The 26,355-nt window shown below is 37.0% G+C and carries 25 protein-coding genes; 6 read left to right on the top strand and 19 right to left on the bottom strand.

Annotation, left to right across the window (positions count from 1 at the left end):
• Positions 1 to 11: 11 nt before the first annotated feature.
• Both FB2170_RS16735 and rimO read right to left on the bottom strand, forming a co-directional pair.
• On the bottom strand, positions 12 to 1,334 hold the full coding sequence (locus FB2170_RS16735) for a GntP family permease (protein WP_013307796.1): 1,323 nt from the start codon (positions 1,332 to 1,334) through the stop codon (positions 12 to 14).
• 120 nt (positions 1,335 to 1,454) lie between these two features.
• A complete protein-coding gene (gene rimO / locus FB2170_RS16740; RefSeq protein WP_041632926.1) occupies positions 1,455 to 2,756 on the bottom strand; it encodes a 30S ribosomal protein S12 methylthiotransferase RimO in 1,302 nt (433 codons plus the stop codon).
• Positions 2,757 to 2,880: 124 nt separating this feature from the next.
• On the opposite strand from rimO, the gene FB2170_RS16745 reads away from it, so the two are divergent.
• The gene (locus tag FB2170_RS16745) at positions 2,881 to 3,978 is read left to right on the top strand and encodes a serine hydrolase domain-containing protein (RefSeq protein WP_041633301.1); all 1,098 of its coding nucleotides are present in this window, start codon (positions 2,881 to 2,883) and stop codon (positions 3,976 to 3,978) included.
• 1 nt (position 3,979) lies between these two features.
• Here FB2170_RS16745 and FB2170_RS16750 read toward each other — a convergent pair whose 3' ends face one another.
• The 13 genes from FB2170_RS16750 to recR form a co-directional block, all read right to left on the bottom strand.
• Positions 3,980 to 4,840, bottom strand: a complete 861-nt coding sequence (locus FB2170_RS16750) for a DUF2911 domain-containing protein (RefSeq protein WP_148232125.1) — start codon at positions 4,838 to 4,840, stop codon at positions 3,980 to 3,982.
• 2 nt (positions 4,841 to 4,842) lie between these two features.
• Complete coding sequence (gene ftsY / locus FB2170_RS16755) at positions 4,843 to 5,799, bottom strand: signal recognition particle-docking protein FtsY (protein WP_013307800.1); 957 nt, start codon at positions 5,797 to 5,799, stop codon at positions 4,843 to 4,845.
• 92 nt (positions 5,800 to 5,891) lie between these two features.
• Positions 5,892 to 6,041, bottom strand: a complete 150-nt coding sequence (locus FB2170_RS17265) for a DUF4295 domain-containing protein (RefSeq protein WP_013307801.1) — start codon at positions 6,039 to 6,041, stop codon at positions 5,892 to 5,894.
• A 40-nt stretch (positions 6,042 to 6,081) separates the two neighbouring features.
• Positions 6,082 to 6,264 carry a 50S ribosomal protein L33 gene (gene rpmG / locus FB2170_RS16760; protein WP_013307802.1) on the bottom strand — a complete coding sequence of 61 codons (183 nt, stop codon included), beginning with the start codon at positions 6,262 to 6,264 and terminating at the stop codon, positions 6,082 to 6,084.
• A 20-nt stretch (positions 6,265 to 6,284) separates the two neighbouring features.
• Positions 6,285 to 6,521 carry a 50S ribosomal protein L28 gene (rpmB, locus tag FB2170_RS16765; protein WP_013307803.1) on the bottom strand — a complete coding sequence of 79 codons (237 nt, stop codon included), beginning with the start codon at positions 6,519 to 6,521 and terminating at the stop codon, positions 6,285 to 6,287.
• Positions 6,522 to 6,591: 70 nt separating this feature from the next.
• Positions 6,592 to 7,839, bottom strand: a complete 1,248-nt coding sequence (locus tag FB2170_RS16770; protein ID WP_013307804.1) for a competence/damage-inducible protein A — start codon at positions 7,837 to 7,839, stop codon at positions 6,592 to 6,594.
• Complete coding sequence (locus tag FB2170_RS16775) at positions 7,839 to 8,177, bottom strand: Hpt domain-containing protein (protein ID WP_013307805.1); 339 nt, start codon at positions 8,175 to 8,177, stop codon at positions 7,839 to 7,841. Before FB2170_RS16775 ends, FB2170_RS16770 begins: the two co-directional genes overlap by 1 nt.
• Positions 8,177 to 8,788, bottom strand: a complete 612-nt coding sequence (locus FB2170_RS16780; protein WP_013307806.1) for a fumarylacetoacetate hydrolase family protein — start codon at positions 8,786 to 8,788, stop codon at positions 8,177 to 8,179. The genes FB2170_RS16775 and FB2170_RS16780 overlap by 1 nt, the downstream gene beginning before the upstream one ends.
• A gap of 3 nt (positions 8,789 to 8,791) precedes the next feature.
• Positions 8,792 to 9,703, bottom strand: a complete 912-nt coding sequence (locus FB2170_RS16785) for a carboxypeptidase-like regulatory domain-containing protein (RefSeq protein WP_013307807.1) — start codon at positions 9,701 to 9,703, stop codon at positions 8,792 to 8,794.
• Complete coding sequence (locus FB2170_RS16790) at positions 9,704 to 10,480, bottom strand: 3'-5' exonuclease (RefSeq protein WP_013307808.1); 777 nt, start codon at positions 10,478 to 10,480, stop codon at positions 9,704 to 9,706. It abuts the gene before it with no gap.
• A gap of 101 nt (positions 10,481 to 10,581) precedes the next feature.
• Complete coding sequence (locus tag FB2170_RS17110) at positions 10,582 to 11,835, bottom strand: DUF481 domain-containing protein (RefSeq protein WP_013307809.1); 1,254 nt, start codon at positions 11,833 to 11,835, stop codon at positions 10,582 to 10,584.
• Positions 11,836 to 12,001: 166 nt separating this feature from the next.
• Entirely contained in the window at positions 12,002 to 13,348 is a 1,347-nt protein-coding gene (locus FB2170_RS16800; RefSeq protein ID WP_013307810.1) for a dihydrolipoamide acetyltransferase family protein, read from the bottom strand.
• Positions 13,349 to 13,430: 82 nt separating this feature from the next.
• Entirely contained in the window at positions 13,431 to 14,051 is a 621-nt protein-coding gene (gene recR, locus FB2170_RS16805) for a recombination mediator RecR (protein ID WP_013307811.1), read from the bottom strand.
• Between the two features lie 58 nt (positions 14,052 to 14,109).
• On the opposite strand from recR, the gene FB2170_RS16810 reads away from it, so the two are divergent.
• Complete coding sequence (locus FB2170_RS16810; protein WP_013307812.1) at positions 14,110 to 15,567, top strand: sodium:solute symporter; 1,458 nt, start codon at positions 14,110 to 14,112, stop codon at positions 15,565 to 15,567.
• A gap of 176 nt (positions 15,568 to 15,743) precedes the next feature.
• Here the strand turns inward: FB2170_RS16810 and FB2170_RS16815 are convergent, their stop codons facing one another.
• Entirely contained in the window at positions 15,744 to 16,103 is a 360-nt protein-coding gene (locus tag FB2170_RS16815) for a CoA-binding protein (RefSeq protein WP_013307813.1), read from the bottom strand.
• Positions 16,104 to 16,468: 365 nt separating this feature from the next.
• On the opposite strand from FB2170_RS16815, the gene FB2170_RS16820 reads away from it, so the two are divergent.
• Positions 16,469 to 18,919, top strand: a complete 2,451-nt coding sequence (locus FB2170_RS16820; protein ID WP_013307814.1) for an outer membrane beta-barrel family protein — start codon at positions 16,469 to 16,471, stop codon at positions 18,917 to 18,919.
• Between the two features lie 116 nt (positions 18,920 to 19,035).
• Here FB2170_RS16820 and FB2170_RS16825 read toward each other — a convergent pair whose 3' ends face one another.
• Positions 19,036 to 20,043 (bottom strand): 3-oxoacyl-ACP synthase III family protein, encoded by a 1,008-nt coding sequence (locus tag FB2170_RS16825; RefSeq protein WP_013307815.1) that lies wholly within the window; start codon positions 20,041 to 20,043, stop codon positions 19,036 to 19,038.
• Between the two features lie 216 nt (positions 20,044 to 20,259).
• Here FB2170_RS16825 and htpG point away from each other — a divergent pair, with 216 nt between their 5' ends.
• The 3 genes from htpG to FB2170_RS16840 all read left to right on the top strand — a co-directional run bounded on the left by htpG (position 20,260) and on the right by FB2170_RS16840 (position 23,892).
• Positions 20,260 to 22,152 carry a molecular chaperone HtpG gene (gene htpG, locus FB2170_RS16830; RefSeq protein ID WP_013307816.1) on the top strand — a complete coding sequence of 631 codons (1,893 nt, stop codon included), beginning with the start codon at positions 20,260 to 20,262 and terminating at the stop codon, positions 22,150 to 22,152.
• A 31-nt stretch (positions 22,153 to 22,183) separates the two neighbouring features.
• Entirely contained in the window at positions 22,184 to 22,597 is a 414-nt protein-coding gene (locus FB2170_RS16835) for a DUF2141 domain-containing protein (RefSeq protein ID WP_013307817.1), read from the top strand.
• Between the two features lie 170 nt (positions 22,598 to 22,767).
• Positions 22,768 to 23,892, top strand: coding sequence for a Gfo/Idh/MocA family protein (locus tag FB2170_RS16840; protein WP_041632927.1), 1,125 nt, complete (start codon positions 22,768 to 22,770; stop codon positions 23,890 to 23,892).
• A 7-nt stretch (positions 23,893 to 23,899) separates the two neighbouring features.
• Here FB2170_RS16840 and FB2170_RS16845 read toward each other — a convergent pair whose 3' ends face one another.
• Entirely contained in the window at positions 23,900 to 24,712 is an 813-nt protein-coding gene (locus FB2170_RS16845) for an inositol oxygenase family protein (RefSeq protein ID WP_013307819.1), read from the bottom strand.
• 30 nt (positions 24,713 to 24,742) lie between these two features.
• The gene (locus FB2170_RS16850) at positions 24,743 to 26,341 is read right to left on the bottom strand and encodes a solute:sodium symporter family transporter (RefSeq protein ID WP_013307820.1); all 1,599 of its coding nucleotides are present in this window, start codon (positions 26,339 to 26,341) and stop codon (positions 24,743 to 24,745) included.
• Positions 26,342 to 26,355 lie beyond the last annotated feature (14 nt).

Consider the following 26,355-nt stretch of genomic DNA (forward strand, 5'->3'; position numbering starts at 1 on the left):
CATGGGTACTTTCAACCTATCAACGTGGTGATAGCATATATTATCAAGATGGCAGATACCCCAAACACCAAGGTCCCAAGAGTCAAAGTTTGATTTCCTTGTTTAACATCCATACCTGTTAATTGGGTTACCACCCAGAAAAAACTATCATTGGCATGCGATACCACTACAGAACCAGCACCGATGGCCAGAACTGTCATTGTTGTCATAAATGATCCGTCAAGTCCTAATGCTGGTAAAATGGGCGCTATTATCGATGCAGTAGTAATCAATGCAACAGTTGAGGATCCCTGCGTTGTTTTTAGACAAGCTGCCAACAAGAAAGGTAATAATAACCCAATACTCAATCCTGAAAAATTCGCTGTTATAAAGTCTGCGATTCCCGAATTTTGCAACATCGCGCCATAAATACCACCTGCTCCAGTTATAAGAATAATCGGCGCTGCATTTTTTAGAGCCTCCCCAAACCAGCCTGTGGCAGAAAATACCTTTTCATCCAGTTTTTTTGGAATCAATAAGGAAAGTAACACTCCTATCAGTAAGGCGATTACTGGACTTCCAAGAAATGAAACCAGTGAAAACAATGCCCCTGATTTCATCTGAAACTCTGGATAATCAAAGATTGATTTTATTATAATCAGAATAATGGGAACAATAATCGACAATAAAGAAATCCATAATTTAGGTTGATATCCCGATTCCTTAATGGTATCCAATTTTATTGGAATAGTAGTTTTAGATGCAATTTTAGTTGAAAAAAAATAACAGGGAATCAAAGCCAATACACTCACTATCAAACCCCAAAGTATTACATTCCCTAAGTCTGCCTTTAAGATACCAGCGGCAGCTATTGGCCCCGGGGTAGGTGGAACCATGACATGGGTGGCCAATAAACCCAAAGCCAAGGCAACAGAAGTTCCCGCATATGATTTTTTAGCCTTGTGTGATAAAGCTTTGTTGAGTGAGTTCATCATAATAAATGCGCTATCACAAAACACCGGTATAGACATCAAATAGCCCGTCAACAACATCGCCAGATGAATTGATTTTTCACCGATAACCTGAATCATCTTTGATGCAATCACCATTGCCCCTCCTGATTTCTCTAAAACTGTACCGATAACAACCCCAAAGAAAATAATCAAGCCAATCTTACCCATTATGCTGCCAAAGCCATTGTTTATAGAGTCGATTATTCCGGGGATTTCCATTCCCGTAATAAAACCGTAACCTATGGCAGCAATTAAAAGCACAAAAAATGGATGAATTTTCCATTTTACAATACCTAAAATAATAAAGGCCAAAGATAGAATCAGGGCTAAAATGAACATCATAATCGCTGGTTTGGAAAGCAATATTTGTATTCCTAAAAATAGGAATTAAAAATATCATTAACCAAATAATACTATTTGGAAACCAATGTAATTATTGAGTGTTCTTTTGGAAAATTAGTCTTAAACAGGCTCACCGTACAAATCAAAGTCGGCTGCATCAACAATTTTTATTTGAGCGAACTCCCCCTGTTTCAAATAGAACTTCGCAGCATCAATGAGCACCTCATTATCAACATCAGGAGAGTCAAATTCGGTTCTTCCCACAAAATGATTCCCTTCTTTACGATCAATGATACAATTGAATGTTTTACCTATTTTCTCCTGATTCAACTCCCATGAAATCTGTGATTGTAGTTCCATGATTTCATTGGCACGTTCCTGTTTCACTTCTTGTGGAACGTCATCTACCAAGTTATATGCATGGGTATTTTCTTCATGGCTGTAGGTAAAACAGCCCAAACGCTCAAAACGCATTTCGCCCACCCATTTCTTTAAATTTTGAAAATGGGCCTCGGTTTCACCAGGATAGCCTACAATTAAAGTTGTCCTTATTGCCATGCTAGGAACGTGGTTTCTAAATTCCTGAATCAATCTAGTGGTCTTCTCTTGGGTTGTACCCCTACGCATACTCTTCAAAATATCATCTGAAATGTGCTGCAAAGGAATATCAAGGTAATTACATATTTTCGGCTCATCATTCATAACATCCAACACATCCATCGGAAAACCAGTAGGAAAGGCATAATGCAAACGAATCCATTCAATACCATCTACTTTTACCAATTTCTGAAGTAGTACAGCCAAGTTCCTCTTCTTATATAAATCTAAACCGTAATAAGTAAGATCCTGAGCTATCAAAATCAATTCCTTGACTCCTTTAGCCGCTAATTTCTTGGATTCGGTTACCAATTCCTCTATTGGCTTGCTTTTATGTTTCCCGCGCATAAGAGGGATTGCACAAAACGAACAAGGTCTATCACAACCCTCGGCAATTTTTAGATAAGCATAATTCTTTGGTGTCGTAGTTAATCTTTCACCAATCAATTCATGCTTATAATCAGCACCAAGTGCCTTTAGTAAATTGGGTAATTCACTTGTCCCAAAATATTCATCAACATTGGGAATTTCCTTTTGTAAATCTGGCTTGTAACGCTCACTTAAACATCCTGTAACAAAAACCTTATCTACCTCTCCTGCTTCCTTCTTTTCAACAAATTGCAATATGGTATTTACACTTTCTTCTTTGGCATTGTCTATAAAGCCGCATGTGTTGATGACAACCACATTACCTTCTTCTTCGTGAACAACCTCCTTATTATTGGCTTTTAACTGTCCCATGAGCACTTCTGAATCGTACACATTTTTAGAGCAGCCTAAAGTAACTACATTAATTTTGTTCTTCTTAAGAGATTTTGTTCGCATAGCTTTTTAATGGAGCGCAAAAATACAACTTGATGTAGGAACAATAGCCATTTAAGACGATTTCTTGGATTTTTACGTTAAACCATAAATGTATTTTATCACCAAACGTTTAAATATTATCATCATGAAACCTAGATCTTTCTTTAACTTTTCAATTGTTCTTTTATTGATTTGTGGTTGTAGTAATGATTCTGATACGAATGAAAATGATATTCCAGCGCCAACGGGAATGTTCTTTCCCCAAATAGATGGTAACGATTGGGAAGTAGTAACACCATCACAATTAGAGTGGAACATTGATAAAGAAGAAGAACTATATGATTATCTGGAGTCTACAGATACGAAAGGGTTCATTGTTTTGAAAAATGGCAGAATCGTTATTGAAAAATACTTTAACGGGCATAATCAAAATGCAAGCTGGACCTGGTTTTCAGCTGCCAAAAGTCTTACGGCAACATTTGTCGGCATAGCACAGGACGAAGGATTACTAAATATCAACAATAAAACCTCAGACTATTTAGGTCAGAATTGGAGTCAATTAACAACAGAGAAACAAGATTTGATAACAGTAAAACACCACATGACTATGACTACGGGTCTCACTCCCCATCTTGGAGAATTTGCCCCTTGGGTCTGTACATTACCAATTTGTTTGGAATATACCGCTGATGCTGGTACAATTTGGGCCTATCATCAAGGAGCTTTTATGCTACTTCAGGAAATGATAACCCAAAGTTCAGGTATGTCTTTTCAAGAATATAGCAAGATAAAGATTGCCGATAAAATTGGAATGAATGGCAACTGGACGAGTAGTCTGGGATTGAATATATACAACAGTAGTACCCGTAGCATGGCCCGTTTTGGATTATTAATGCTAAACCAAGGTACCTGGGATGGAAGTGCAGTCGTTAGTGAAAATTTCTTCAATGAGATGACCAATACTTCGCAGGATATTAATACATCATACGGATACCTATGGTGGTTAAATGGTAAGGAAAATGTTGTGGGAACCACTACTACCATCTCTTTGCCTGGCCCTCTAGTACCAAATGCTCCCAACGATATGTTCGCTGCACTTGGAGCAAATGACCAAAAGATCTATGTTGTTCCCAGCAAAGGTTTAGTTATTGTTCGCTGCGGAGAAAGTGCAGGAGAAATGCAATTGGGGCCTTCTAGCTATGACAATGAGCTTTGGGGCAAGATAAATGATGTGATTAACTAGTCTACCCTTTTTCCAAAAGGATTTGGTTCCAAAAATCAATATTTTTTTGATTCATTCGAACGAACTCATCTTTACCTTCCAAGTTTGCCAGTTCCAATGATTTTTGCGCAGAGGCAATTGCCGATTTATAATCCTGTAAATCGGCCTCTACCAGAGATTTTACACGATGAAAATAGTAAGTGTCGCCTCCTTTTTCAATAGCCGTTTTCAAGTAAGCCAAAGCAGTTTCCTTTTTAATGTTTTGTTCTTGGTAATATCTTGCAGCTTCGTAATAAGTTTGAGGTGTAGGGTTATCGGCCAGCTTATTTTCAATTTCAGCTTCCATAAGGCTATGGGTGTCAATCTTGATTGGAATGCAGATTTTGGTGTTTTCCCATGACAATATCAAGTCAATTGAGTTATGTTGAATTTCATCAAAAGAAATCAAGAAATTTTCCTGGAAAGACTTTGTTTTAGTTGGAACAATTTTAATTCTGAGTGCATCTTCATTTGGGTCATAATTATTCCTGCCATCACCCCAATGTGTTGTGTTGTTATGAAAAATAATTTGACATTCACTTTCTTCTGGAAAAGCGTATAGGGCATATGTTCCTTTTTGAAGGAAACCTGATCCTACAGTAACATCACTTTCAAATGTGATTTTGGTTGAGGCATTAGCTCCGGCCCTCCAAATTCTACCATAGGGAACAAGACCACCAAAAATTTTTCGTCCCCGAACTGCAGGTCTGGAATATTCAACCTGGATTGATGTTAAACCAACCTCTTGAATAATTGTGGAAGAAGGACTTGCCTTGGGGTGATTTATTTGCGCTGTTAGAACTGACACAAATAAAAAGCTCGTAATGAGAAGTACTTTCTTCAATTTTAAATATTAAAAAAGGAATCTACAAACTCATACTTATTGAAAACCTGAAGATCCTCAATGCCCTCACCTACCCCAATATACTTTACCGGAATTTGAAACTGATCAGAAATACCTATAACAACACCACCTTTTGCCGTTCCATCCAACTTTGTAACTGCCAAAGAAGTCACCTCGGTAGCTTTTGTAAACTGTTTCGCTTGTTCAAAAGCATTCTGCCCGGTTGAACCATCCAGCACCAATAGAACATCATGAGGTGTATCGTCTACAACCTTTTGCATTACACGCTTAACTTTGGTAAGCTCGTTCATTAAATTCACTTTATTGTGCAATCTCCCAGCAGTATCTATTATGACCACATCAGCATCTTGTGTTACCGCAGAACTTAAAGTATCAAATGCCACAGAGGCGGGGTCGCTTCCCATTTTTTGTTTAACAATTGGTACATCTACACGATCGGCCCAAACTTGCAATTGGTCTATGGCGGCGGCTCTAAAAGTATCTGCAGCACCTAAAACCACTTTTAGTCCCTGTTTCTTGAACTGGTAAGCCAACTTACCAATAGTTGTAGTTTTACCCACACCGTTAACACCAACCACCATAATCACATATGGTTTTTTATCCGCAGGTATACTATATTCGGTTTCTTCACCTATATTGGTTTCAGAAAGTAATCCGGCAATTTCCTCTCTTAAGATTTTATTGAGTTCATCAGTACCCATATACTTATCCTCAGAGACACGGGCTTCTATGCGCTCAATAATTTTCAAGGTAGTATCCACACCAACATCAGAAGTGACCAAGACTTCTTCTAAATTGTCAAGTACATCATCATCTACTTTTGATTTACCTGCAACCGCCTTACTTAATTTAGAGAAAAAAGAGGTTTTTGATTTCTCTAGACCTTTGTCCAAGGACTCCTTCTTTTGGGAAGAAAATATCTTTTTGAATAAACTCATACTACCTGATATACTTTCACCAAATATATGAAAATAAAAAAGCTCCTTTCTTGTAAAAAGGAGCTTTTAGAATTGATTTGGTCAATTATCCTTTATTTAGACAACCACTCATTTACGGCTTCTGGCGCCATTACAGACTCTTGAAAAACATAAGCACCTGTCTTAGGTGACTTTACCATTTTAATCGCCTTGGTTAATCTTTTTGAACTTGTTTGTAAACTTGCTACCGTCTTCTTTGCCATGACTTAATGCGTTAATTATTGTCTTTCCAATTAAGGAAATTTACTTTATTTCTTTATGAACTGTCATCTTCTTCAGAATAGGATTGAATTTTTTGATTTCCATCCTTTCTGGAGTGTTCTTCTTATTCTTTGTGGTTATATATCTAGAAGTTCCTGGCTGACCTGAAGCTTTATGCTCAGTACACTCCAATATAACTTGAACTCTGTTCCCTTTTTTTGCCATTGTAATCTATCTTTTTAGGATTATTTTACCAATCCTTGTGCTTTAGCCTCCTTTAAAACAGCTGAAATGCCTTTCTTGTTAATGCTTTTCAATGCCTTTGCAGATACCTTAAGGGTTACCCAACGATCTTCTTCAGGAATATAAAAACGTTTTTTGGAAAGATTTACATTAAATCTTCTTCTTGTCTTATTGATAGAAAACGAAACGTTGTTTCCGAACATCGCTCTCTTTCCCGTAATTTCACAAACTTTTGACATTGCGCCTAATTTTTCATTTTAAACAGGCTGCAAATTTAATTCATTTTTATTGGACGGACAAAATTCTATCTCAGATTTTTACGATTTCTTTTTGAAGCAACTCAAACGCCTTATTTACAGTCTTTTGCACTACCCTTACCCGATGATTTCCCATCATAAATTTGTTCACAAACACCTTCTCGGGGGTGGCAATTGCAATATAGACCGTGCCTATTTCAGCATCTGAATCACCTTTTGTTGGCCCTGCATTACCTGTTGTGGCAACTGCAAAATCGGTATTCATAAGTTTTTTCACATTAAGAGCCATTGCCTCCGCGACCTCAGCACTAACGACTGTATACTTGTTTATCATTGCAGTAGAAACTCCCAAAACATCTACTTTTATTTCTGTGGCATAACTCACAATACTTCCTTTGAAATAGGCCGAAGCCCCTGATAAGGCAGTTATCTTCTGGGCAATTTTACCTCCAGTGCAACTTTCGGCAGTTGCTAATGTCATTTTCTTTGCTGTAAACGATTTTGCAACCAACTCTTCTAATGACTCATCATTTTCATAACCATAAATCAAATCCCCAATTAATGGTTGCAACTTTTGTATTTCTGTCTCAACTGAATCATGCAGTACTTTTCTATCGGGTCCTTTTGCTGTTAATCGTAATCTCACTTTGCCCAAATTAGGCAGATACGCCAGTTTAATAAACTTTGGCAAATTATCTTCCCATTCCTCGATTTTTGCAGCAATTGCACTTTCCCCTAAACCATAAGTAATCAAAGTTTTGTGAAGAATATGGGGTCGGTCAAAATCCTTGATTATTTTAGGAATAACCATATTGCTGATCAATGCCTTCATTTCAAAAGGAACACCGGGAAGCGATATAAAAACCACATCATCAGATTTCATCCACATACCAGGCGCTGTACCATTGGCATTATGTAATACTGTTGCCCTTGAAGGGACCATAGCTTGTTGTCTATTGACTTCAGAAATTGGTGTAGAAGTAAAGGTGGAAAACAACTGTTCTATATGCTGTAGCACCTCTTCATTTTTCACCAAGGCATCATTCAAAAACTCACAAAACGTGTGTTTGGTTATATCATCTTTTGTCGGCCCAAGACCTCCGGTGACAATTACAATGTTAGCTCGTGATTTAGCTTCGTTTAAAGCCGTAAGAATATGGTCATGTTCATCTTGAATCGATGTTATTTGATGAACCGATATACCTATTTTGTTTAGCTCTTTGGCAATAAAGGTAGAATTAGTATCAACGATTTGACCAATGAGAATTTCATCGCCAATAGTGATGATTTCGGCAAACATTATAGATTAAAATCCTTTTTGAGCTCAGAAACAACTTGATGAATATCCTTTTTTAATACAGGGAAAACTGCCTGAATCTCATTCATATTAGCTTCATTTTTTCCTAAAGTTTCTATTTGAAGTGCAACTGCTCGCGTTTGTTCCATTCCCAATAAATCTACATTAGGCTTTATTTTATGTGCGAGTTGATATACCTGTTCATAATTTTGCTGACCTAAAGCAGCCTCAAGACCTTCCAGATCCTGTGGCACTTCATCCAAAAAAACAGAAATTACAGAATTGATGAAATCCATATCACCTTCCGCCATTTCATTTATTTTATCAAGATTGTAAATCATTATTTTATTTTTAACGAAAAGAGCTCCTGCCCTTCTAACTGACCCGAAAGGTAATCATTTGCAGCAATCTTACCAACACCAGCTGGAGTTCCTGTAAATATTATATCACCCTTTTTTAATGTGAAGTATTTTGAAACATAAGCAATTAGCTCATCTATTTTCCAAAGCATTAAACCTGTATTTCCTTTTTGAACTGGTTTGTTATTCTTTATTAGACTAAAGTTAAGATTGTTCAGATCTTCAAATTGCAATTTTGACAACCATTTACCAACTACGGCCGAACCGTCAAAACCTTTTGCTTTTTCCCAGGGCAGACCTTTTTGCTTTAATTCTGATTGTAAGTCGCGAGCTGTAAAATCAATTCCTAAACCTACCTCCTCATAATACTTATGCGCAAAACGCTCATCAACATGTTTACCTACCTTGCAGATTTTTACCAAGACTTCCACTTCATAATGAACATCCTCACTAAACTCTGGAATATAAAAATTTTGCTCTTTGGGGAGTATGGCAGAATCCGGTTTTATGAATACAACAGGTTCATCGGGACGTTCGTTTGAAAGCTCTTTTATATGGTCTGTATAATTCCTGCCTACGCAAATAATTTTCATTTTTTAATCTTTTGATATTTTTAGACTTATTGCCGGTACCAAGTATTTTAAATTATCCCTGGATCTAACTTTAAAGTCAGTCCACTCCCCCATTCCATAAACCATCGCCTTAAAGTTTTGATTCTTGTTGTACACCGCACCAAAGGTAGGGGCGAATCTATCCTCTATTACTTTCTTTTTGGTTAGTTGGTGTTCATACGAATTCTTATACCAATTATAGGGGACAAACAACCACTCCACTCCAATATATATGCCATCTTTGGGTATTTTAAGATGCAGAGCACTTAAATCAATTGACACAAACGCTTCTTTAACTTCTGATTCAAGGACTATACTTTTCCTAAGAAGATCCTTATCTGGTTTTTTTGAATTGGAATCAACACCATAAAAACGAAGTCTGAATTTAGCTGAAGGTCTTTTGAAATCCTTGTTCTTTTGAAAAAAAACTGTCACCTTCTCCACAAACTTATCCTGTGCCCCAATATTTGGAAAATATAACGCCATGATCCAAGGTGTAGCTGAAGATGAAAAACCACTTGTAAGATCATAACTTCCAATCGGATTGAGTACTGTTGAGTTGCCCGAAGAACCTGATACCACAACCTCTTCCAACTCAAATGACTCAGCCACCATTTCAAATCGTTTGGATTTAAAAACAGTCTTCGCACTTACAATGGTATCTTTAAAACCCAAGGAAGAAATATGTACTTGTTTTTCTAAATATGGTGTGTGAATATCTAAATAAAAATGACCTTTTTCATCAGTTGAAGTACCTTTCAAGGTGTTCAAAAAACTAAGATTCACATAAGGAATGGGGGTTTTTGTTTTATGGTCATATACATGACCTTCAAAAAGAACCTCCTGAGCCGCTGAATTAATGGCAATAAATGAAAAAAATAGAACTAAGAATCGCATTCAACCAAGCTTATTGTTCAATCTGCTTAATTTAATCTGTGTCAATACTTTCTTTGTGTACAGTGGGAAATCTGCATTCAAAATCCAGCCAAAATATCCTGGCTCCTTGTCCAACACATCCAAAACCTTCTTTCCATTATGCTTGCCAAAGGCAAAAACCTCTTCCTCATTATCATCCATGGCGATAAAACCAGCAAAATCAACCAATTTTTTATGTGTTGAAAACTCTGCCAATTTTTTCACATTGTTTTCTAACTCTGGATAACGATCTAATTGGGAAAGTAAAACCTCATAAGTCGCATTTGTGTCTGCTTCTGCACTATGCGCATCGGTCAAATCCTTATCGCAGTAAAACTTATAGGCAGCTTCCAATGTTCTCTTTTCCATCTTATGAAAAATGGTCTGAACATCCACAGAAACCATATTCTTCATATCAAAATCAACATCGGCGCGCAACATCTCCTCGGCCAGTAGCGGAATATCGAAACGATTGGAATTGAATCCTCCGAGATCACAATCCTTGATCATTAGATAAACCTCTTTTGAAAGTTCTTTGAACGTTGGTTCATTTGCCACTTTTTCATTTGAAATCCCATGAATTGCAATCACTTCTGCCGGAATATCCTTTTCTGGATTCACAAGCCATGTCTTGCTTTCCTTGTTTCCGTTCGGAAATACTTTTAAGATTGATATTTCAACAATCCGATCGTGAGCAACATTGGTACCTGTGGTTTCCAAATCAAAAAAACAAATAGGTCTAGTCAACTTTAACTCCATTATTCATAAGGTTTGAGCAAAGATAACTTATGATTAGTTTCCACAGCATGAATAATCCTATTTATTACATTCAAGAACATGAACAAAAGCTCTTATGACAATTATAACCGCGTATTGATTATGTTATTAAAAGCAGAGCCAAAAGTGTAACTAACACCAACCCTAAAACCTGTTTCAAAGTCGGTAGCGATTTGTTTTTGTTGAAGTAAAACATCCTCAAGTGATGCCGAACCGGCGGGAAGGTTAATCTGGTCACGAATTAATTGAAGTGAACCAGAAAATCTTACTGCCATTCCCTTAAACACCCTCACGGAAACACTCCCATTGAATTGCACCCGATTTTTCGAAAAATCATTAAGAAATGTAGACGTACGTAGTCGTGAATATAAATTACCCCAAGGTTGTCTAAATCTTGTCTGTATGTCCAATGAATGATTGAAAATAGTTTCTTCTTCCTGGCCAAAAATTGTGGTTTCTATATAATCATTATGTGCATAACCAATTTTATAGGCAAAAACAATTTCTCGGCGTAAAACCTCTCGGTAAGGGAAAATGTTGTATTCAATTGCGGGTGTAAAACTTGTTGCCAAGTTTATATTGGTATACGTATCATGTCTGGCACCCGCGAACACACCTAAGGACCAGTGATCAGACAAACTACGAACTACACTCCCATAACCAAAATACCTTTCGCGTTTACTTGTGAATTCTTCATTGTCCCGTATGTATTTGTTATTTGCCAGGTTCATTTGTAAATCGACCCGCACACGCCACTTTTCAGTTACCTTATCACTTTCAAACCCTACTTCATATTCAAATTCCTTTCTACTTGCCTCCTTGTCCAATTCGGCTTCACCGTAAACCTCGAAAATCCAATTGTTCCATGGGTCATCAAAGTCAATGTCCTGCCTTTCGGCTAACCCAGAATCTGAAATTTTGTAAACAATACTATCGGCCAAATCAGACTCCATCACATATTTTAAAAGACCCTTTTTCACCGTTGACAATAAGCCTTTACGCACTTCATCCGAAGTCATGTTCATGTTCGAGTCGAACGATTGCTCATCCTTAATTTCCTGATATACCCCACTACCATTGAACACAAGTTTATATGTTCTTCCGCCACTTCCGTTTGCTATATCATAAATCATTAAAATAACATTCGCCAATTTTTGATCCCGAACGTGATTAACAAAATTGATTTCTTGCCGTAGATAACTCTTTTCGCAACGACAGTCTATAAAAAGTTTAATGGATTCCTTATTCGTGGGTTTTTCTTGTGAATAAAATGGAATTATAGTCAAAAACACTAAGAAAAACAGGAGATTCCTTGTAATTACAAGGTTACGAATCATACTAAAAGTTTAGGTTGGTTTAAACCAACAAATATAATCTGACCGCTTCAAGAAAAGAAAGTACTGCGATAAATAACACAGATAGAACGACCAATGTGATTTAGTATGTCGAAAAAATAGATTTCGCTAGCTTTTTATTTTACTATAGGCTAATTCAAAGAGTTTGCTAAACTTCTCTATTAATATCCCACGCCTCAAGATAATCGGCCACCGCTTTTGCAAACATACTGCCTAAAGCACCATTAACAACCCTATGGTCATAACTATGAGAGATATACATTTTACTCCGAATACCAATAAAATCGCCTTCATTTGTTTCAATCACAGAAGGAATCTTTCGAATTGCCCCAAGTGCAAGAATACCTACTTGAGGTTGATTGATGATGGGGGTTCCAAAAACACTCCCAAACGTACCCACATTGGTCACGGTATATGTACCATCCTGTACTTCATCAGGTTTCAGCTGATTGTTTCTTGACCTGTTAGCCAAATCATTCACAACCTTTGCCATTCCGACCAAGTTTAATTGATCTGCATTTTTAATAACAGGAACAATCAAATTACCATCGGGCAATGCAGCGGCCATTCCTATATTTATGTTTTTCTTTTTAATAACGGCATCCCCATCAACCGAAATGTTCATCATGGGATACTTTTTCAAAGCCTTAGCCACCGCCTCCATGAAAATTGGGGTAAAAGTTAATTTCTCTCCCTCAGTCTTAAAGAAAGAATCCTTCATCTTATTTCTCCAATTCACAATATTGGTTACGTCAACCTCAATAAAACTTTGAACGTGAGCCGAGGTAGAAATACTATTTACCATATGCTTGGCAATTAATTTGCCCATTCTGGTCATTTCTATCACCTCATCGCCAACTGTTGCTGATATCGTGGATACTGGTTTTTGCTCTACAGGGGTTTCAATTTTAGGTTCGGAAATTTCAGACTCAAGCTTTTTGGCTGGAGTTGCAACCATCGGGGCAACAGAATTACCCTTCTCTGCTATATATGACAAAATATCGTTCTTAGAGACCCTATTGTCTTTTCCTGTTCCTTTTATGCCATCCAACTCAGCTATAGAAATTCCTTCTTTTTTGGCGATATTCCTCACTAGAGGCGAGTAAAACCGTTCGGATAGACCAAAATCTTGAGGTGCACTGGCAATTGCCTCCTTTGCTACTTCTACAGTAGAAGTTAGCTCGGCAACTATCTCATCATCAACCTCAATTTCTTCAACCTCAGTGGTTGAATCAACCTCGTCTGTGGCTTCTCCTTCCATCTCGATAATGGCCACTGTATCGCCAACCTTTACAACATCATCAACTTCAAAAAGCCTTTCAAGCAAAACCCCTTCAACTTCACTCGGGACCTCAGAATCAACCTTATCTGTGGCTATTTCAAAAACAGCTTCATCCATTTCAATGGTATCACCAACTTCTTTTAACCAAGTAGTCAATGTTGCTTCCGCAACACTTTCTCCCATACGTGGCAATTTGAGTTCAAACTTTGACATATTGCTAATTTGAATGCTTTTTTAGTTATACTATTTGCAAAATTAATAAAATAACCACCTATTTACTAAATTAATTGCAACTCTAGTTTGCTTTAAGAGAACCCTCAAACGGTATTCTATTTAAAATACTACGACCTAAAGTAACTTCATCTGCATACTCCAATTCATCCCCAATGGCAATCCCACGGGCAATGGTAGAAGTTGCAATATCTAATCCTTGCAGCTGTTTATAAATGTAAAAATTGGTAGTATCCCCTTCCATGGTCGAACTTAAGGCAAAAATCATTTCTTTTATTTTACCCTCTTTGGCTTTGCTCACTAATGATGAGATAGTCAATTCTTGCGGCCCCACACCTTCCATAGGTGATATTTTTCCACCAAGAACATGATAAAGCCCTTTGAATTGTCCTGTATTTTCGATCGCCATAACATCTCGAATATCCTCTACCACACATACAATACTTTCATCCCTTTTTGGGTTGGCACATATTTCACATAACTCAACATCGGATATATTATGACAATTGGCACAGAACTTAACGGTGTTTCTAAGGTCTTGTAACGCTACTGACAACTTCATGGTCTGCTCGGTTGGCTGTTTCAGCAAATGCAACACCAATCGCAATGCGGTGCGCTTACCTATACCAGGCAATTGAGACATCTCATAAACCGCGTTCTCCAATAGCTTTGATGAAAAATCCATAACGACAAAATTACACACTATTTTTTCTTTTTGTACTTTGCATCTGAAATTTATTTACATGACAGCCACCCATATTTTGCTCCTTATCGGCGCATATTTTATTTTACTTTTACTGATATCCTATTTTACTGGGAAAAATGATTCCAATATCGATTTCTTTAAAGCTGGCAAACAGAGTCCCTGGTATTTGGTTGCATTCGGAATGGTTGGTGCCTCGCTCTCAGGGGTCACGTTTATTTCTGTACCTGGTTGGGTTGACGCCTCTCAATTCAGTTATATGCAGGTGGTTTTTGGGTATTTTCTGGGGTATTTAGTAACTGCATATGTTTTGCTACCTATATATTATAAGCAAAATGTAACATCGATTTACGAATATTTAGATGACCGATTTGGATTTGTGAGCTATAAAGTTGGCGCTGTTTCTTTCTTTGTTTCAAGGGTTCTTGGGGCTTCTTTCCGTCTCTTTTTAGTTGCAATTGTGTTGCAGCAATTTGTTTTTGATGCTTGGAACGTTCCTTTTGAAATTACTGTAACTCTTTCAATCCTATTAATTTGGATTTATACCTTCAGAGGAGGAATTAAAACCATTGTTTGGACAGATACACTACAGACACTATTTATGCTTATATCTGTAGGGCTTTCGATCTATTTCATATTAGAAGAATTGAACTGGAGTTTTATGGATTTTATGGCGTCGGAGGAGTTTAGTAAGTACAGCAAGACCTTGTTCGTTGATGATTTTATGGATAAAAACCATTTGATCAAATCTTTTCTTGGAGGAATGTTCGTCACCATTTGTATGACAGGACTGGACCAAGATATGATGCAGAAGAATCTAACTTGTAAGAATTTAAAAGAGGCCCAGAAGAATATGGTCTCCTTTAGTGTGGTTTTGGTCTTTGTAACTTTTGTTTTTATGCTTTTGGGAGCACTACTCTTTATCTATGCCGAAAAATTTCAAATTGGTATCCCGCTAATGGATGGTAAGCCAAAAACAGATTTACTATTCCCCGAAATTGCCTTGAACAGCGGATTGGGGATGACCGTTGCTGTTACTTTTATGCTTGGTCTTATCGCCGCCGCTTATAGTAGTGCAGATAGTGCACTTACTTCATTGACTACTTCATTTTGTGTTGACTTTTTAGGGATTGACAAAAAACCAGAAAACAGCAAGAAGAAAATTCGCAAAGCAACACATATAGGCATGAGCTTATTATTGATTCTTGTGGTGGTTGCTTTCAAGCATATTTTAGATACCAATGTAATTGACGGTTTATTAAAAGTAGCTTCCTATACTTATGGGCCTTTGTTGGGTCTTTTTGCCTTTGGTATCTTCACAAAGTTTAAGGTCAAAGACAACTATGTCTGGATTGTGGCCATCCTATCGGTTTCAATAAGTTATATACTGGGGAAATTACCTCCAGAAAGTATTGGGGGTTATGTTTTTGGTTATGAGCTCCTACCCATAAATGGGTTGATTACATTTGTAGGTTTAATGATTATTCGAAAAAAATAGGTATAAGACGTATTTGAGGACTCATGTAAAATTTCATACTCATTTATATTACAACTATTAGACTACTTCAGGGTAAGATTTACCCTATATCTAAATTGGATATATCTCCAACCATGTAGATTCCCATAAAGTCGACAATCTAAGCGATTGTTTAGTTTAAACTAAATCTGTATCTCTTAATATTGATTGGTTGCCAAAAGCACCAAAGTGCAGGCCACATCGAACTTTATGTTGTTTTTCTCCAAAAGCCTGTAAAATTCAGGGTTTTCAGTTCCAGGGTTAAAAATTACCCTTGATGGTTGTAGGTTTATAATGTCATTATAATATGCTTCTTGTCTTTTTGGATTTAAATACAAAGTAATCGTATGTATATTTTGGATATCATCTAAATTGGTATTAATTTGGACGCCGTGAATTACTCCTACTTGTAATCCGTATGCCTTAGTTACAATTCCTTTGTCAACTAAACGATTTATTGCGATATTACTGTAGCGGTCTGGTTTCAAAGAAGCCCCAAAAACAAGAGTGTCTTTCATTTGTTAAATATATTTAACAAATGTAACTTTTTCATAAAAAAGACGTCTTTATAATAATATAGATTAGGTTCATCTTTACTGAAGCAAAATAAAGGTCGTTGATAACGCTATATGTTTATAGTTAATGGTTAGTGTTTAGTATAGCCTATCAGCGAAAGAAACCCTGGCGGTAACGTCAGGGTTTTATGTTTTATATATTCCGTTTAGAGTCCAAATTGTCATTTTACCGCTTGAACCAATCTGGAGTTTGAGTTAAAGAATGTTAAAATCAAACTATTTGGTAACATTCTTCCCATTTCCTCGTCCAGTATAAAACATCAATCAACAATCAATCTGCCTCAGGGCAAAATCAAAAAACGAACAACATGAAAAAAGTAGTACTACTTTTTGCACTATTAATCTATGGTGCAATTACAGCAAACCATCCTACAGATCCATCAGACTTAAAGAATGGAAGCATTTATGGCAAGGTCATCGACGCTTCTTTAAAAGAGCCAGTGGCCTACGCGGCCATAGTCATTAAATCTCAACTCGATGGCGCCAATTTAACAGGAGGAATCACCCAAGAAGATGGCTCGTTTGAGATTAGAGATCTTCCAGAAGGAGACTTGATACTGGAAGTACAGTTTATTGGATATAAAACGCATACACAAAGTTTATCCATATCTAAAAGAAAGAAAAAAATAGACTTGGGAACAATCTCCATTACTGAAGAATCAGAACAACTTGAAGGTGTTGAGGTAGTTGCCGAAAGAACAACAATAGAGCAGAAAATAGATAGGAAAGTAATAAATGTGGGTAAAGACCTTACAACGGCTGGTGCTACTGCAGCAGACATAATGAACAACATTCCCTCATTAAACGTTGATTCCCAATCTGGTGAATTATCTTTACGTGGAAACACCAATGTAAGGGTAATGGTCGATGGCAAACTATCTAATGTACCCGTGGCACAATTATTAAGGCAGATTCCATCCACCTCAATCAAATCAATAGAACTGATTACCAATCCATCAGCAAAATATAACCCTGAAGGCATGAGTGGTATGATCAATATTGTATTGCACAAAAATGCCAATATCGGATTTAACGGTAACATAAATACAGGGTTGACTGTGGCTAAAGAGGCAAAATTCAACAGCTCACTAGATTTGAATTACCGAAATGGAAAATTCAATCTTTACGGCAATTACGGTGTAAACGTGGGAAAATATGTAAATGATGGCTCAATATTAAGGACCACAGAAAATTCAGAACAGTTGTTCGATTTTCTTTCGAATGACAAATCACATCTTTACAAAGTAGGTGTAGATTTCTATTTAAATGACAAGAATACAATCTCAGTCTTTACAAATCAGAACAATCATGATGGGAAATTTAGGGGATTGACTGACATACAGTACTATAATAACCCCTCATTAAATGGAACCCAAGACTTTACAAGTGACAACGAGAATATAAGTTCACAATACAATTTTGACTATAAGTTAGATTTCAACAAGGAGGGTCATAATTTGGAACTTGAAGTGGATTACAATGAGTTCGAAGAGGACGAAATTGCCGATTTTAAGAATTCGGGCAATGTAGTTTTTCCAAACTATCAAGATTTTGTAGATACAGAAAGAACACAGATAATTGCCAATTTAGATTACGTCAACCCTTTGGATTCAATATCAAAATTGGAATTTGGTGTTGAAGCAAGAGTATTTGAAACAAATGTTGATTATGCTTCAACTGGTCTTTCGTTCAATGAAATTGGCAATTTGCTCCCAACACCAGACAAAGGTTTTGTTTATGGAATGGATATTTATTCTGCATATGCAACTTTCGGTCAGAATTACAAAAAATGGTCTTATCAAGTTGGGCTGCGCGTTGAAGATGTTGAAGTGACAGCTGATACAGATGACACACGATCATACACTGATGATTATACCGAGTTATACCCTTCATCCTTTATCACTTATTCTCCTTCGGATAAAAATCAATTTCAATTGAGTTTTAGTAGAAGGGTTGACAGACCCGGGCTTTCCCAAGTAAACCCTATAAGAGAATGGTCTACTCCCTTGATATCTTCTTTAGGCAACGAAAGTCTATCACCTCAATTTACCAACTCATTTGAACTCAATTACACCAGAAGATTGGAAAAAGGTAGTATTACCGCTGGGGTTTTCTATAGAGCAATAAAAGATGACATAAGCAGAGCGGTATATATAGATAGACTAGATCTGAACAAAACGATTTTAACCTTTGACAATTTTGATGACACCTCATCTTATGGCTTAGAAATTTCAGGAAACTATAAGCCCACAAAATGGTGGAGTATAAACGGTAGCTTTGACTTGTATTCGCAAACACAGCAGGGAATCACCGAACGATTGGCTGGTGACAACTCCGCCGCAACAATAGATGACATCACTATTGAGAACGTAGAGGTTGATAATCTGGCTTGGAATATGCGAATGAACAACAGTATAAAAGTGAACAAGAAATTATCACTTCAAATATTTGGATTTTATAGAGGAGCCAATGAGAACATACAATTTGATGTTAAACCGATGTACTTTGTTAATACAGGTGCCCGATACAGTTTTGCACAAGGTAAAGGAACTTTTAGTTTAAACTTCAATGATGTGTTCAATACCATGCGATTCGCATTTACATCTGTAAACCCAATTGCACAAGAGGGAAGGTTTAATTGGGAAAGTCAGTCTCTATATGCAGGATTGTCATACCGTTTCGGAAGCGGAAAAAATAGAGCAGCTCAAAGAAAGCGAAGAGACAACAACACCAAGCAAGGTGGCGGTGGAATTCTTTAAGAATTAATTGTCATAATTTGTTGGGATAATGGTTGGTTGGTCTCAACACAAACATTGACAATTAAGAAACCCTGACGAATTTCGTCAGGGTTTTATTTTTTTAAATTTAAGTTGTTTTACCATCTAATCATGACACTACCCCAAGTAAAGCCACTGCCAAAAGCCGCAAGAACAACCAAATCACCATCTTTTACTCGACCTTGCTCCCATGCTTCAGTCAAAGCAATTGGAATCGAAGCGGCCGTTGTATTACCATATTTCATTATATTATTGAAGACTTTATCATCTGTCAGACCAAATTTTCTTTGGATGAACTGCGATATTCGTAAGTTAGCTTGATGCGGTACCAGTAGGTCTATATCCTCTTTTTTTAAATCGTTGGTCATTAAACCTTCCATAATCACCTCACTAAATCGCACTACTGCATTTTTAAACACAAATTGGCCGTTCATATAAGGATAGTATGAGGCATCGTCCGGATCATTTTCTTCAATGATATCTGTAATCCATCTTTTACCCATTCCTGGAGCGATCAAAGAGAGCTCTTCCGCATGTTGCCCTTCAGAATGTAAATGGGTAGAAAGAATTCCTTTAGTCGTGTCTTCTTCCCTTGAAAGAACCGCAGCTCCTGCTCCATCACCAAAAATAACCGTAACACCTCTTCCCCGTGTAGTAAAATCAAGACCTGTAGAGTGAACCTCTGAGCCAATCACCAACACATTTTTGTACATGCCAGATTTAATGTATTGGTCTGCCACTGAGATACCATAAACAAATCCAGAACATTGGTTTCTTACATCCAATGCGCCAACAGTTTTTATACCTAAATCTCTTTGCACCAATACGCCAGGGCCAGGAAAATAATAATCTGGACTTAAAGTCGCAAAAACGATAAAATCTATTTCATCCTTATCAATTCCAGAACGTTCTATGGCAATTTTGGCGGCTTTGACACCCATTGTGGTGGTCGTATCTTCACCTTTGATCACATGTCGGCGCTCCTTAATCCCTGTTCGTTCTTGAATCCATTCATCATTGGTATCCATCACTTTTGATAGATCATCATTTGTCACTACATTTTCGGGAACAAAATACCCGAGTCCGGTTATTTTCGAGTTATACATATATGGGTTAATTTATTTTGAAAGGTACAAATTGGGCTTTTATTTTCAATTTTAAAAACCATTTAACTAATATAAAAAAATTACCTGATCAAGACCAATATTCATTCCCACAGGATTTTTTAATTAAATAACATCAAAGCGTGCCAGTTTGTCACGGTATTAAAGTATGGTATTTTTTTTGAATGACATGAGTTGTAATTCTTAAAAAGAAATAAAATGGCCACAGGCAAAATAAATGTATCAGTAGATAATATATTCCCATTAATCAAAAAATTCCTTTACAGTGATCACGAGATTTTTCTTCGGGAATTGATTTCAAATGCAACCGATGCCACTTTGAAGTTAAAGCATTTGACTTCAATTGGTGAGGCCAAGGTTGAATATGGCAACCCAATGATTGAGGTCAAAATCGACAAGGAGGGCAAAAAGCTTCATATTATTGACCAAGGTCTTGGTATGACCGAGGATGAAGTAAAAAAGTACATCAATGAAGTAGCCTTTTCTGGAGCTGAAGAATTTATTGACAAATATAAGGATGCAGAAAAAGATGCTGGAATCATAGGACACTTCGGTCTTGGTTTTTATTCATCCTTCATGGTGGCAGATAAAGTAGAAATAATTACGAAAAGTTTTAAAGATGAGCCAGCGGCCCATTGGTCTTGCGATGGTTCCCCAAAGTTTACTTTAAAGAAAGCAAAAAAAGAAGATCGTGGTACTGAGATAATTTTACACATCTCGGAAGATGAGCAAGAATTCTTGGAAGAGGGAAGGATAACAGAGCTTTTAAACAAGTATAACAAGTTTATGCCAATTCCTATAAAATTTGGCATGAAGACCGAGACCCTTCCAAAACCAGAAGATGCAAAAGAGGAGGATCCAGCGCCCACACAGGAAATTGACAATATTATAAACAATCCGAACCCGGCGTGGACAAAACAGCCATCTGACTTAGAAGATGAGGATTATAAGAGCTTCTACAGAGAACTTTACCCTATGCAGTTTGAGGAACCTTTATTCAATATTCATTTGAACGTTGATTATCCTTTTAACCTTACAGGTATTCTTTACTTTCCAAAATTGAGCAACGACCTCAACATGCAAAAAGACAAAATACAGCTTTTTCAAAATCAGGTTTTTGTAACTGATAATGTTGAAGGTATTGTTCCTGAATTCCTAACCATGTTACGTGGGGTGATCGACTCACCAGATATTCCTTTGAACGTATCACGTTCGTACTTGCAAGCAGATGGAGCTGTTAAAAAAATATCGTCTTACATCACCAGAAAGGTGGCCGATAAATTGAATTCCATTTTCAAAAACAATAGGGAAGAATTCGAAGCCAAGTGGAACGATATAAAAATAGTTATTGAATATGGCATGCTATCAGAAGATAAATTCTTTGAAAAAGCTGACAAATTTGCATTATACCCAACCATAGATGGCAAATTCTTCACTTTTGAAGAATTACAGGAAAACTTAAAAGAGAAGCAAACTGATAAAGACGACAAATTGGTAGTGTTGTATGCTTCAGACAAAGAAGCCCAACATAGTTATATTGAAGCAGCTAAAGATAAAGGGTATGAAGTCTTATTGATGGATTCTCCCATTATTGGACATTTGATGCAAAAGTTGGAAACTTCAAAAGAAAACATATCATTTGCAAGAGTTGATGCTGATCACTTGGATAATCTTATCAAAAAAGAAGATACACAGATTTCAAAACTCTCAGATGAAGAAAAAGACCGCCTCAAGGCGAATTTAGAGACTGTATTTGGCGAAAAAAGCAGCTATACCATACAGATGGAAGCAATGGATAGTAATGCCTCACCTTTCATTATTACCGAACCGGAATTTATGCGTAGAATGAAAGAAATGCAGCAGACTGGCGGTGGCGGTGGTATGTTCGGTATGGGCGGCATGCCAGAAATGTACAATCTTATTGTTAATACCAATCATGAATTGGTCGGAGAAATCTTGAATACCAAAACCGAAAAGAAACGCAAGCGATTAATCAGTCAATCACTTGATTTAGCAAAACTTTCCAAAGGGTTGTTAAAAGGTGAAGATTTAACCAATTTCATAAAACGCAGCTACGATATGGTTAAATAATTAGCCTTATAACCTGCCAATATCTTTAGGTTTGAATAATATTTTCTTTGCTCTTTTTATATTCTTTGTATGCTTTGTCAATGCACAAGAACAGCATTTAAGTGCCCAAATAAATGGTATTAATTCGAATGAAGGAAAAATTCTTTATACCATTTTTTCTGGCAAAGAAGGATTTCCAAATGATGTGGATAAGGCGATTAAAAGTGGAAAAATTCTCATTGAAAATGGTGGGGCCTCAATTGAAATAGATCTCCCAAAAGGAGAGTATGCTATAATGGTATTTCATGATGAAGATGACAACGATGAATTAAAAACCAATTGGATCGGCATGCCAAAAGAAGGGGTTGGCAACTCAAATAACCATAAAGGCATTCCTAGTTATAAAAAGTCTGTTTTCAAATTAATTGAAGATAAATCAATTGTTATTGAACTTTGGTATATGTAGTATTAGTATGTACTGCCTTTTCAAATTAAAAGCGCTCTGATAATGCTTATCAGAGCGCTTTCCTATTTAATTGACTTTATATTCGTTAAATCATTCTTAAAAAATAACTTTCCATTCTAACTTCTATTAATTTGGATAGATATCAATATGTTGATGTAAACAAATTAACCATGAAGAACAATACAAGACGCACTTTTGTCAAAAGCCTAAGCCTTGGTTTGGGTTCCACTGCCATTTTACCATCCCTTGTTTCATTTGAACTGCCATTTAAAACGATCAAGAAAAATTACACAGGAAAAAAACTGAACATCGCTTTATGTGGCCTTGGAAGATATGCCAATATTCTGGCTCGGAGTTTTGCGGATTCTGAATATTGCAATCTTGCCGGAATCGTTACTGGAACACCATCAAAAGCTGTTGACTGGAAAAGACGTTATGGAATCCCTGATACCAATGTTTATAACTATGAGAATTTTGATGCAATTAAGTACAATATGAGCATTGATCTGGTTTATGTTGTCTTACCCAATTCAATGCATAAGGAGTTTACCATTCGTGCGGCAAGAGCTGGTAAGCATGTGATTGTAGAAAAGCCCATGGCCATTACCGCGAAAGATTGCCAAGAAATGATAGATGTCTGTAAAAAAGCAGAAGTACAGTTAGCCGTTGGTTATCGCTTACATTACGAACCCCATCATATTGAAATTAAAAGATTGGGGCAAGAAAAGGTTTTTGGACAGGTTCGCCTAATAGAGGTTTCGCTAGGATACAGAATTGGTGGAGACCCAAATGATTGGCACCTAAAAAAGTCTATGTCTGGAGGTGGACCTTTGATGAACCTTGGTGTGTATTGTGTTCAAGCCTCTAGATATGTACTTGGGGAAGAACCAATATCGGTTACCGCTCAGTTTGGTCCCATAACCAGACCGGATCTGTACAAAGAGGTAGAGGAATCGATAACATGGCAATTAAATTTTTCAAGTGGAGCTATCTGCAATTCAACAAGTACGAACAATTGTGGTGTAGACCGGTTTTATGCCTCTGCCGATAATGGTTTTTTTGAATTGAGCCCAGCTGTTAGTTATGGCCCATTTCGAGGTCGATCAAGCCAAGGTGAATTTAATTTTCCCGTAATCAACCAGCAAGCAACTCAAATGGATGGGATAGCAAAGGTAATTCTCGAAAACAGACAACTTCCTGACCATATTTCAGGAGGAGAGGGACAAAAAGATTTACGAATACTTGAAGCAATCTATAAGTCAGCTGAAAGCGGCAAAAAGGTCTTTTTAGGCTAAATCAAGGCTACCAATAGATAGGACCACTTCCTAAATACTTGTCAGCAATAGGTCTGTAGTAATCGATTACATCCTCAAGATCATATATTTTTTGACTTTTTGTATAGAGGTCATACTTATTGAAGTCACGTATCCATTCAAGATATTGCCCATCTTTTTCACTCAGTAATTCACCATAGCTACCTCCCGTATGCCAAGGATAAAAAGAATGGTATCGAATCATGACCATTGCTTCTTCAGGGAGTTTATTGCTTTTATGATTATTTAGAACCTGATATAGATATTCATCATGACCCCAAGCCAAATCAACATTGTCTAATCCACAACCTTTATCATAAATACCCAAATCAGTATTGTATTTATCATTATCCATATCAACATTCAGATTATTGAATTCAGGATACACACAACTATCAGGTAGTTTACAACCTACAACAAAAACATCGCCAACCATGCCCCATTGTTCTGCTTGACTAGTGCCATCCTCATCACTGCCCCATAAAAACATAACCTTACCCAGATCATGTATCAAGCCTGTTAACTGCATCCAATCCGGTCGGTCATCTTCCCGTATCCCCTCAGCACTCTGAATCAAATGTTGTATATTGGGCATATCCAAATCCGGATCACTTACATCAATCAATTTATTAAGATGTCGCATAGCTTCCCATAAATCCATTGGTTTGTCAAACCTTAAGTACTTTTTATGCATTTTTTGCACGTAATCCAACGTTTGGTTTTTGCGCATTTTTCTGTAATGCTCTTTTACGGCGACCGAAACATCTGGTGCTTCATAATTTCTAAACGTTTTTTCTTCCATAATTCTAACAATAACAAACGATCAGCACAGCTAAACGTTTCCTAACCAAAGATACAAAATAACGGTAACGGTTATTAATCCTACACTAAAGGGCTTTGCATATTTCCAAGGCTTTAAATCCAATATACCAGCATCTTTCATAATGTACTTTTCGCTTTTTGGAAATAAGGCAGATGCCAAATGCATTACAGCGATATTTAAAACAAACTCAATGCCCCATATATGTACAAAATGAAGATTCAATTGTAGTACGTAGTAGGTTATGACGTAAAAAATAAGCCCAAACACTAGTCCTGTCTTGGCCCCAAAGGCCGATACTTTTGGAAATAAGAATCCTGCTATAATAACGCTTGCAATTGGAATAAAGAATATACCGTTCAGCTGCTGTAATAATTGATAAAGGCCTTCCGGCGCATTGGCAACATATGGGGCAATGCCTATCGCAAAAATCGCCAACAAGGCTGATGTCCATTTACCAATTTTCACCAATTTCCTTTCGGTGGATGTTTTATTGATATACCTTTTGTAAATACCTAAACTAAAAACGGTGGCTGCACTGTTCAAAGCACTATTGAAGGTACTGAGTATAGCTCCCATCATAACTGCAACAAAAAATCCGGTCAACCAAAGTGGAAGTACTTTCTTCACTAGTAATGGATATACACTATCTGGATTATCGTACAAACTCTCACCAAAATAATAGAATCCGATAAGACCGGGCAGAACAATTACCAAGGGCACTAAAATCTTAAGGAGTCCTGTAAACAAAAGGCCTTTTTGGGCCTCTTTTAAATTTACCGCACCTAAGACCCTTTGGATTATAGATTGGTGCATCGTCCAAAAATAGATTTGATTCACCATTAAACCAGTAAACAACACTTCAAAAGGTAAAATTGCAGTCCTAGCTCCTTCTCCTATGCCAGACTCCTTGCTCACAACATTGAATTTTTCTGGGCTATGCTCAAATACCTTGACAATACCATCCAATAGGTTATTGTCCCCAATACTTAATAAGGCCAAAATCGGCACTAACAAACCTGCCACCAATAAACCAAATCCGTTTATGGTATCAGTATAAGCCACCATTTTAAGTCCCCCAAAAATGGCATATACAGCCCCAATACTGCCCACTACTAAAATCGTAATCCAAATGCCCTCTTTTTGAGTTACACTCAGAAGTCCAGAAATTTCAAAAATAGCTTCAATATTCAAGGCCCCTGTATAAAGAACAATGGGAAGCAAAGTCGCTACAAAAGATATTATCAGTAACAAAGCGACTAATGTACGAGTCAGTCCATCAAATCGTTGTTCCAAAAATTCCGGAATGGTGGTGAGTCCCATTTTAAGATACTTTGGAGCAAAATAAAGGGCAGCAATAACCAAAGCCAAAGCAGATGTTACTTCCCACGCGATAATGATTGCACCATTTCTGTACGCCGAACCATTCATGCCTACTAGATGCTCTGTAGATATATTGGTTAGTAACAAAGATCCTGCAATAACAATACCCGTCAACGATCTGCCTCCGAGAAAATACCCATCCTGTGAATTGAGTTTATCCCTCCTTAACTTCCAAGTGGAATAAATTGCTACAAAACCAGTAAATATTAGAAATGTAAAAAGAGCCATTGCTCTAAAATAGA

It is taken from the genome of Maribacter sp. HTCC2170, from assembly GCF_000153165.2.
In the GTDB taxonomy this organism is placed as follows: Bacteria; Bacteroidota; Bacteroidia; order Flavobacteriales; family Flavobacteriaceae; genus Maribacter_A.

Coding starts and splice junctions, on each gene's coding strand:
- FB2170_RS16735 (WP_013307796.1), bottom strand. CDS start 1,334: ATGATGTTCATTTTAGCCCTGATTCTATCTTTGGCCTTTATTATTTTA.
- rimO (WP_041632926.1), bottom strand. CDS start 2,756: ATGCGAACAAAATCTCTTAAGAAGAACAAAATTAATGTAGTTACTTTA.
- FB2170_RS16745 (WP_041633301.1), top strand. CDS start 2,881: ATGAAACCTAGATCTTTCTTTAACTTTTCAATTGTTCTTTTATTGATT.
- ftsY (WP_013307800.1), bottom strand. CDS start 5,799: ATGAGTTTATTCAAAAAGATATTTTCTTCCCAAAAGAAGGAGTCCTTG.
- FB2170_RS17265 (WP_013307801.1), bottom strand. CDS start 6,041: ATGGCAAAGAAGACGGTAGCAAGTTTACAAACAAGTTCAAAAAGATTA.
- rpmG (WP_013307802.1), bottom strand. CDS start 6,264: ATGGCAAAAAAAGGGAACAGAGTTCAAGTTATATTGGAGTGTACTGAG.
- rpmB (WP_013307803.1), bottom strand. CDS start 6,521: ATGTCAAAAGTTTGTGAAATTACGGGAAAGAGAGCGATGTTCGGAAAC.
- FB2170_RS16770 (WP_013307804.1), bottom strand. CDS start 7,839: ATGTTTGCCGAAATCATCACTATTGGCGATGAAATTCTCATTGGTCAA.
- FB2170_RS16775 (WP_013307805.1), bottom strand. CDS start 8,177: ATGATTTACAATCTTGATAAAATAAATGAAATGGCGGAAGGTGATATG.
- FB2170_RS16780 (WP_013307806.1), bottom strand. CDS start 8,788: ATGAAAATTATTTGCGTAGGCAGGAATTATACAGACCATATAAAAGAG.
- FB2170_RS16785 (WP_013307807.1), bottom strand. CDS start 9,703: ATGCGATTCTTAGTTCTATTTTTTTCATTTATTGCCATTAATTCAGCG.
- FB2170_RS16790 (WP_013307808.1), bottom strand. CDS start 10,480: ATGGAGTTAAAGTTGACTAGACCTATTTGTTTTTTTGATTTGGAAACC.
- FB2170_RS17110 (WP_013307809.1), bottom strand. CDS start 11,835: ATGATTCGTAACCTTGTAATTACAAGGAATCTCCTGTTTTTCTTAGTG.
- FB2170_RS16800 (WP_013307810.1), bottom strand. CDS start 13,348: ATGTCAAAGTTTGAACTCAAATTGCCACGTATGGGAGAAAGTGTTGCG.
- recR (WP_013307811.1), bottom strand. CDS start 14,051: ATGGATTTTTCATCAAAGCTATTGGAGAACGCGGTTTATGAGATGTCT.
- FB2170_RS16810 (WP_013307812.1), top strand. CDS start 14,110: ATGACAGCCACCCATATTTTGCTCCTTATCGGCGCATATTTTATTTTA.
- FB2170_RS16815 (WP_013307813.1), bottom strand. CDS start 16,103: ATGAAAGACACTCTTGTTTTTGGGGCTTCTTTGAAACCAGACCGCTAC.
- FB2170_RS16820 (WP_013307814.1), top strand. CDS start 16,469: ATGAAAAAAGTAGTACTACTTTTTGCACTATTAATCTATGGTGCAATT.
- FB2170_RS16825 (WP_013307815.1), bottom strand. CDS start 20,043: ATGTATAACTCGAAAATAACCGGACTCGGGTATTTTGTTCCCGAAAAT.
- htpG (WP_013307816.1), top strand. CDS start 20,260: ATGGCCACAGGCAAAATAAATGTATCAGTAGATAATATATTCCCATTA.
- FB2170_RS16840 (WP_041632927.1), top strand. CDS start 22,768: ATGAAGAACAATACAAGACGCACTTTTGTCAAAAGCCTAAGCCTTGGT.
- FB2170_RS16845 (WP_013307819.1), bottom strand. CDS start 24,712: ATGGAAGAAAAAACGTTTAGAAATTATGAAGCACCAGATGTTTCGGTC.
- FB2170_RS16850 (WP_013307820.1), bottom strand. CDS start 26,341: ATGGCTCTTTTTACATTTCTAATATTTACTGGTTTTGTAGCAATTTAT.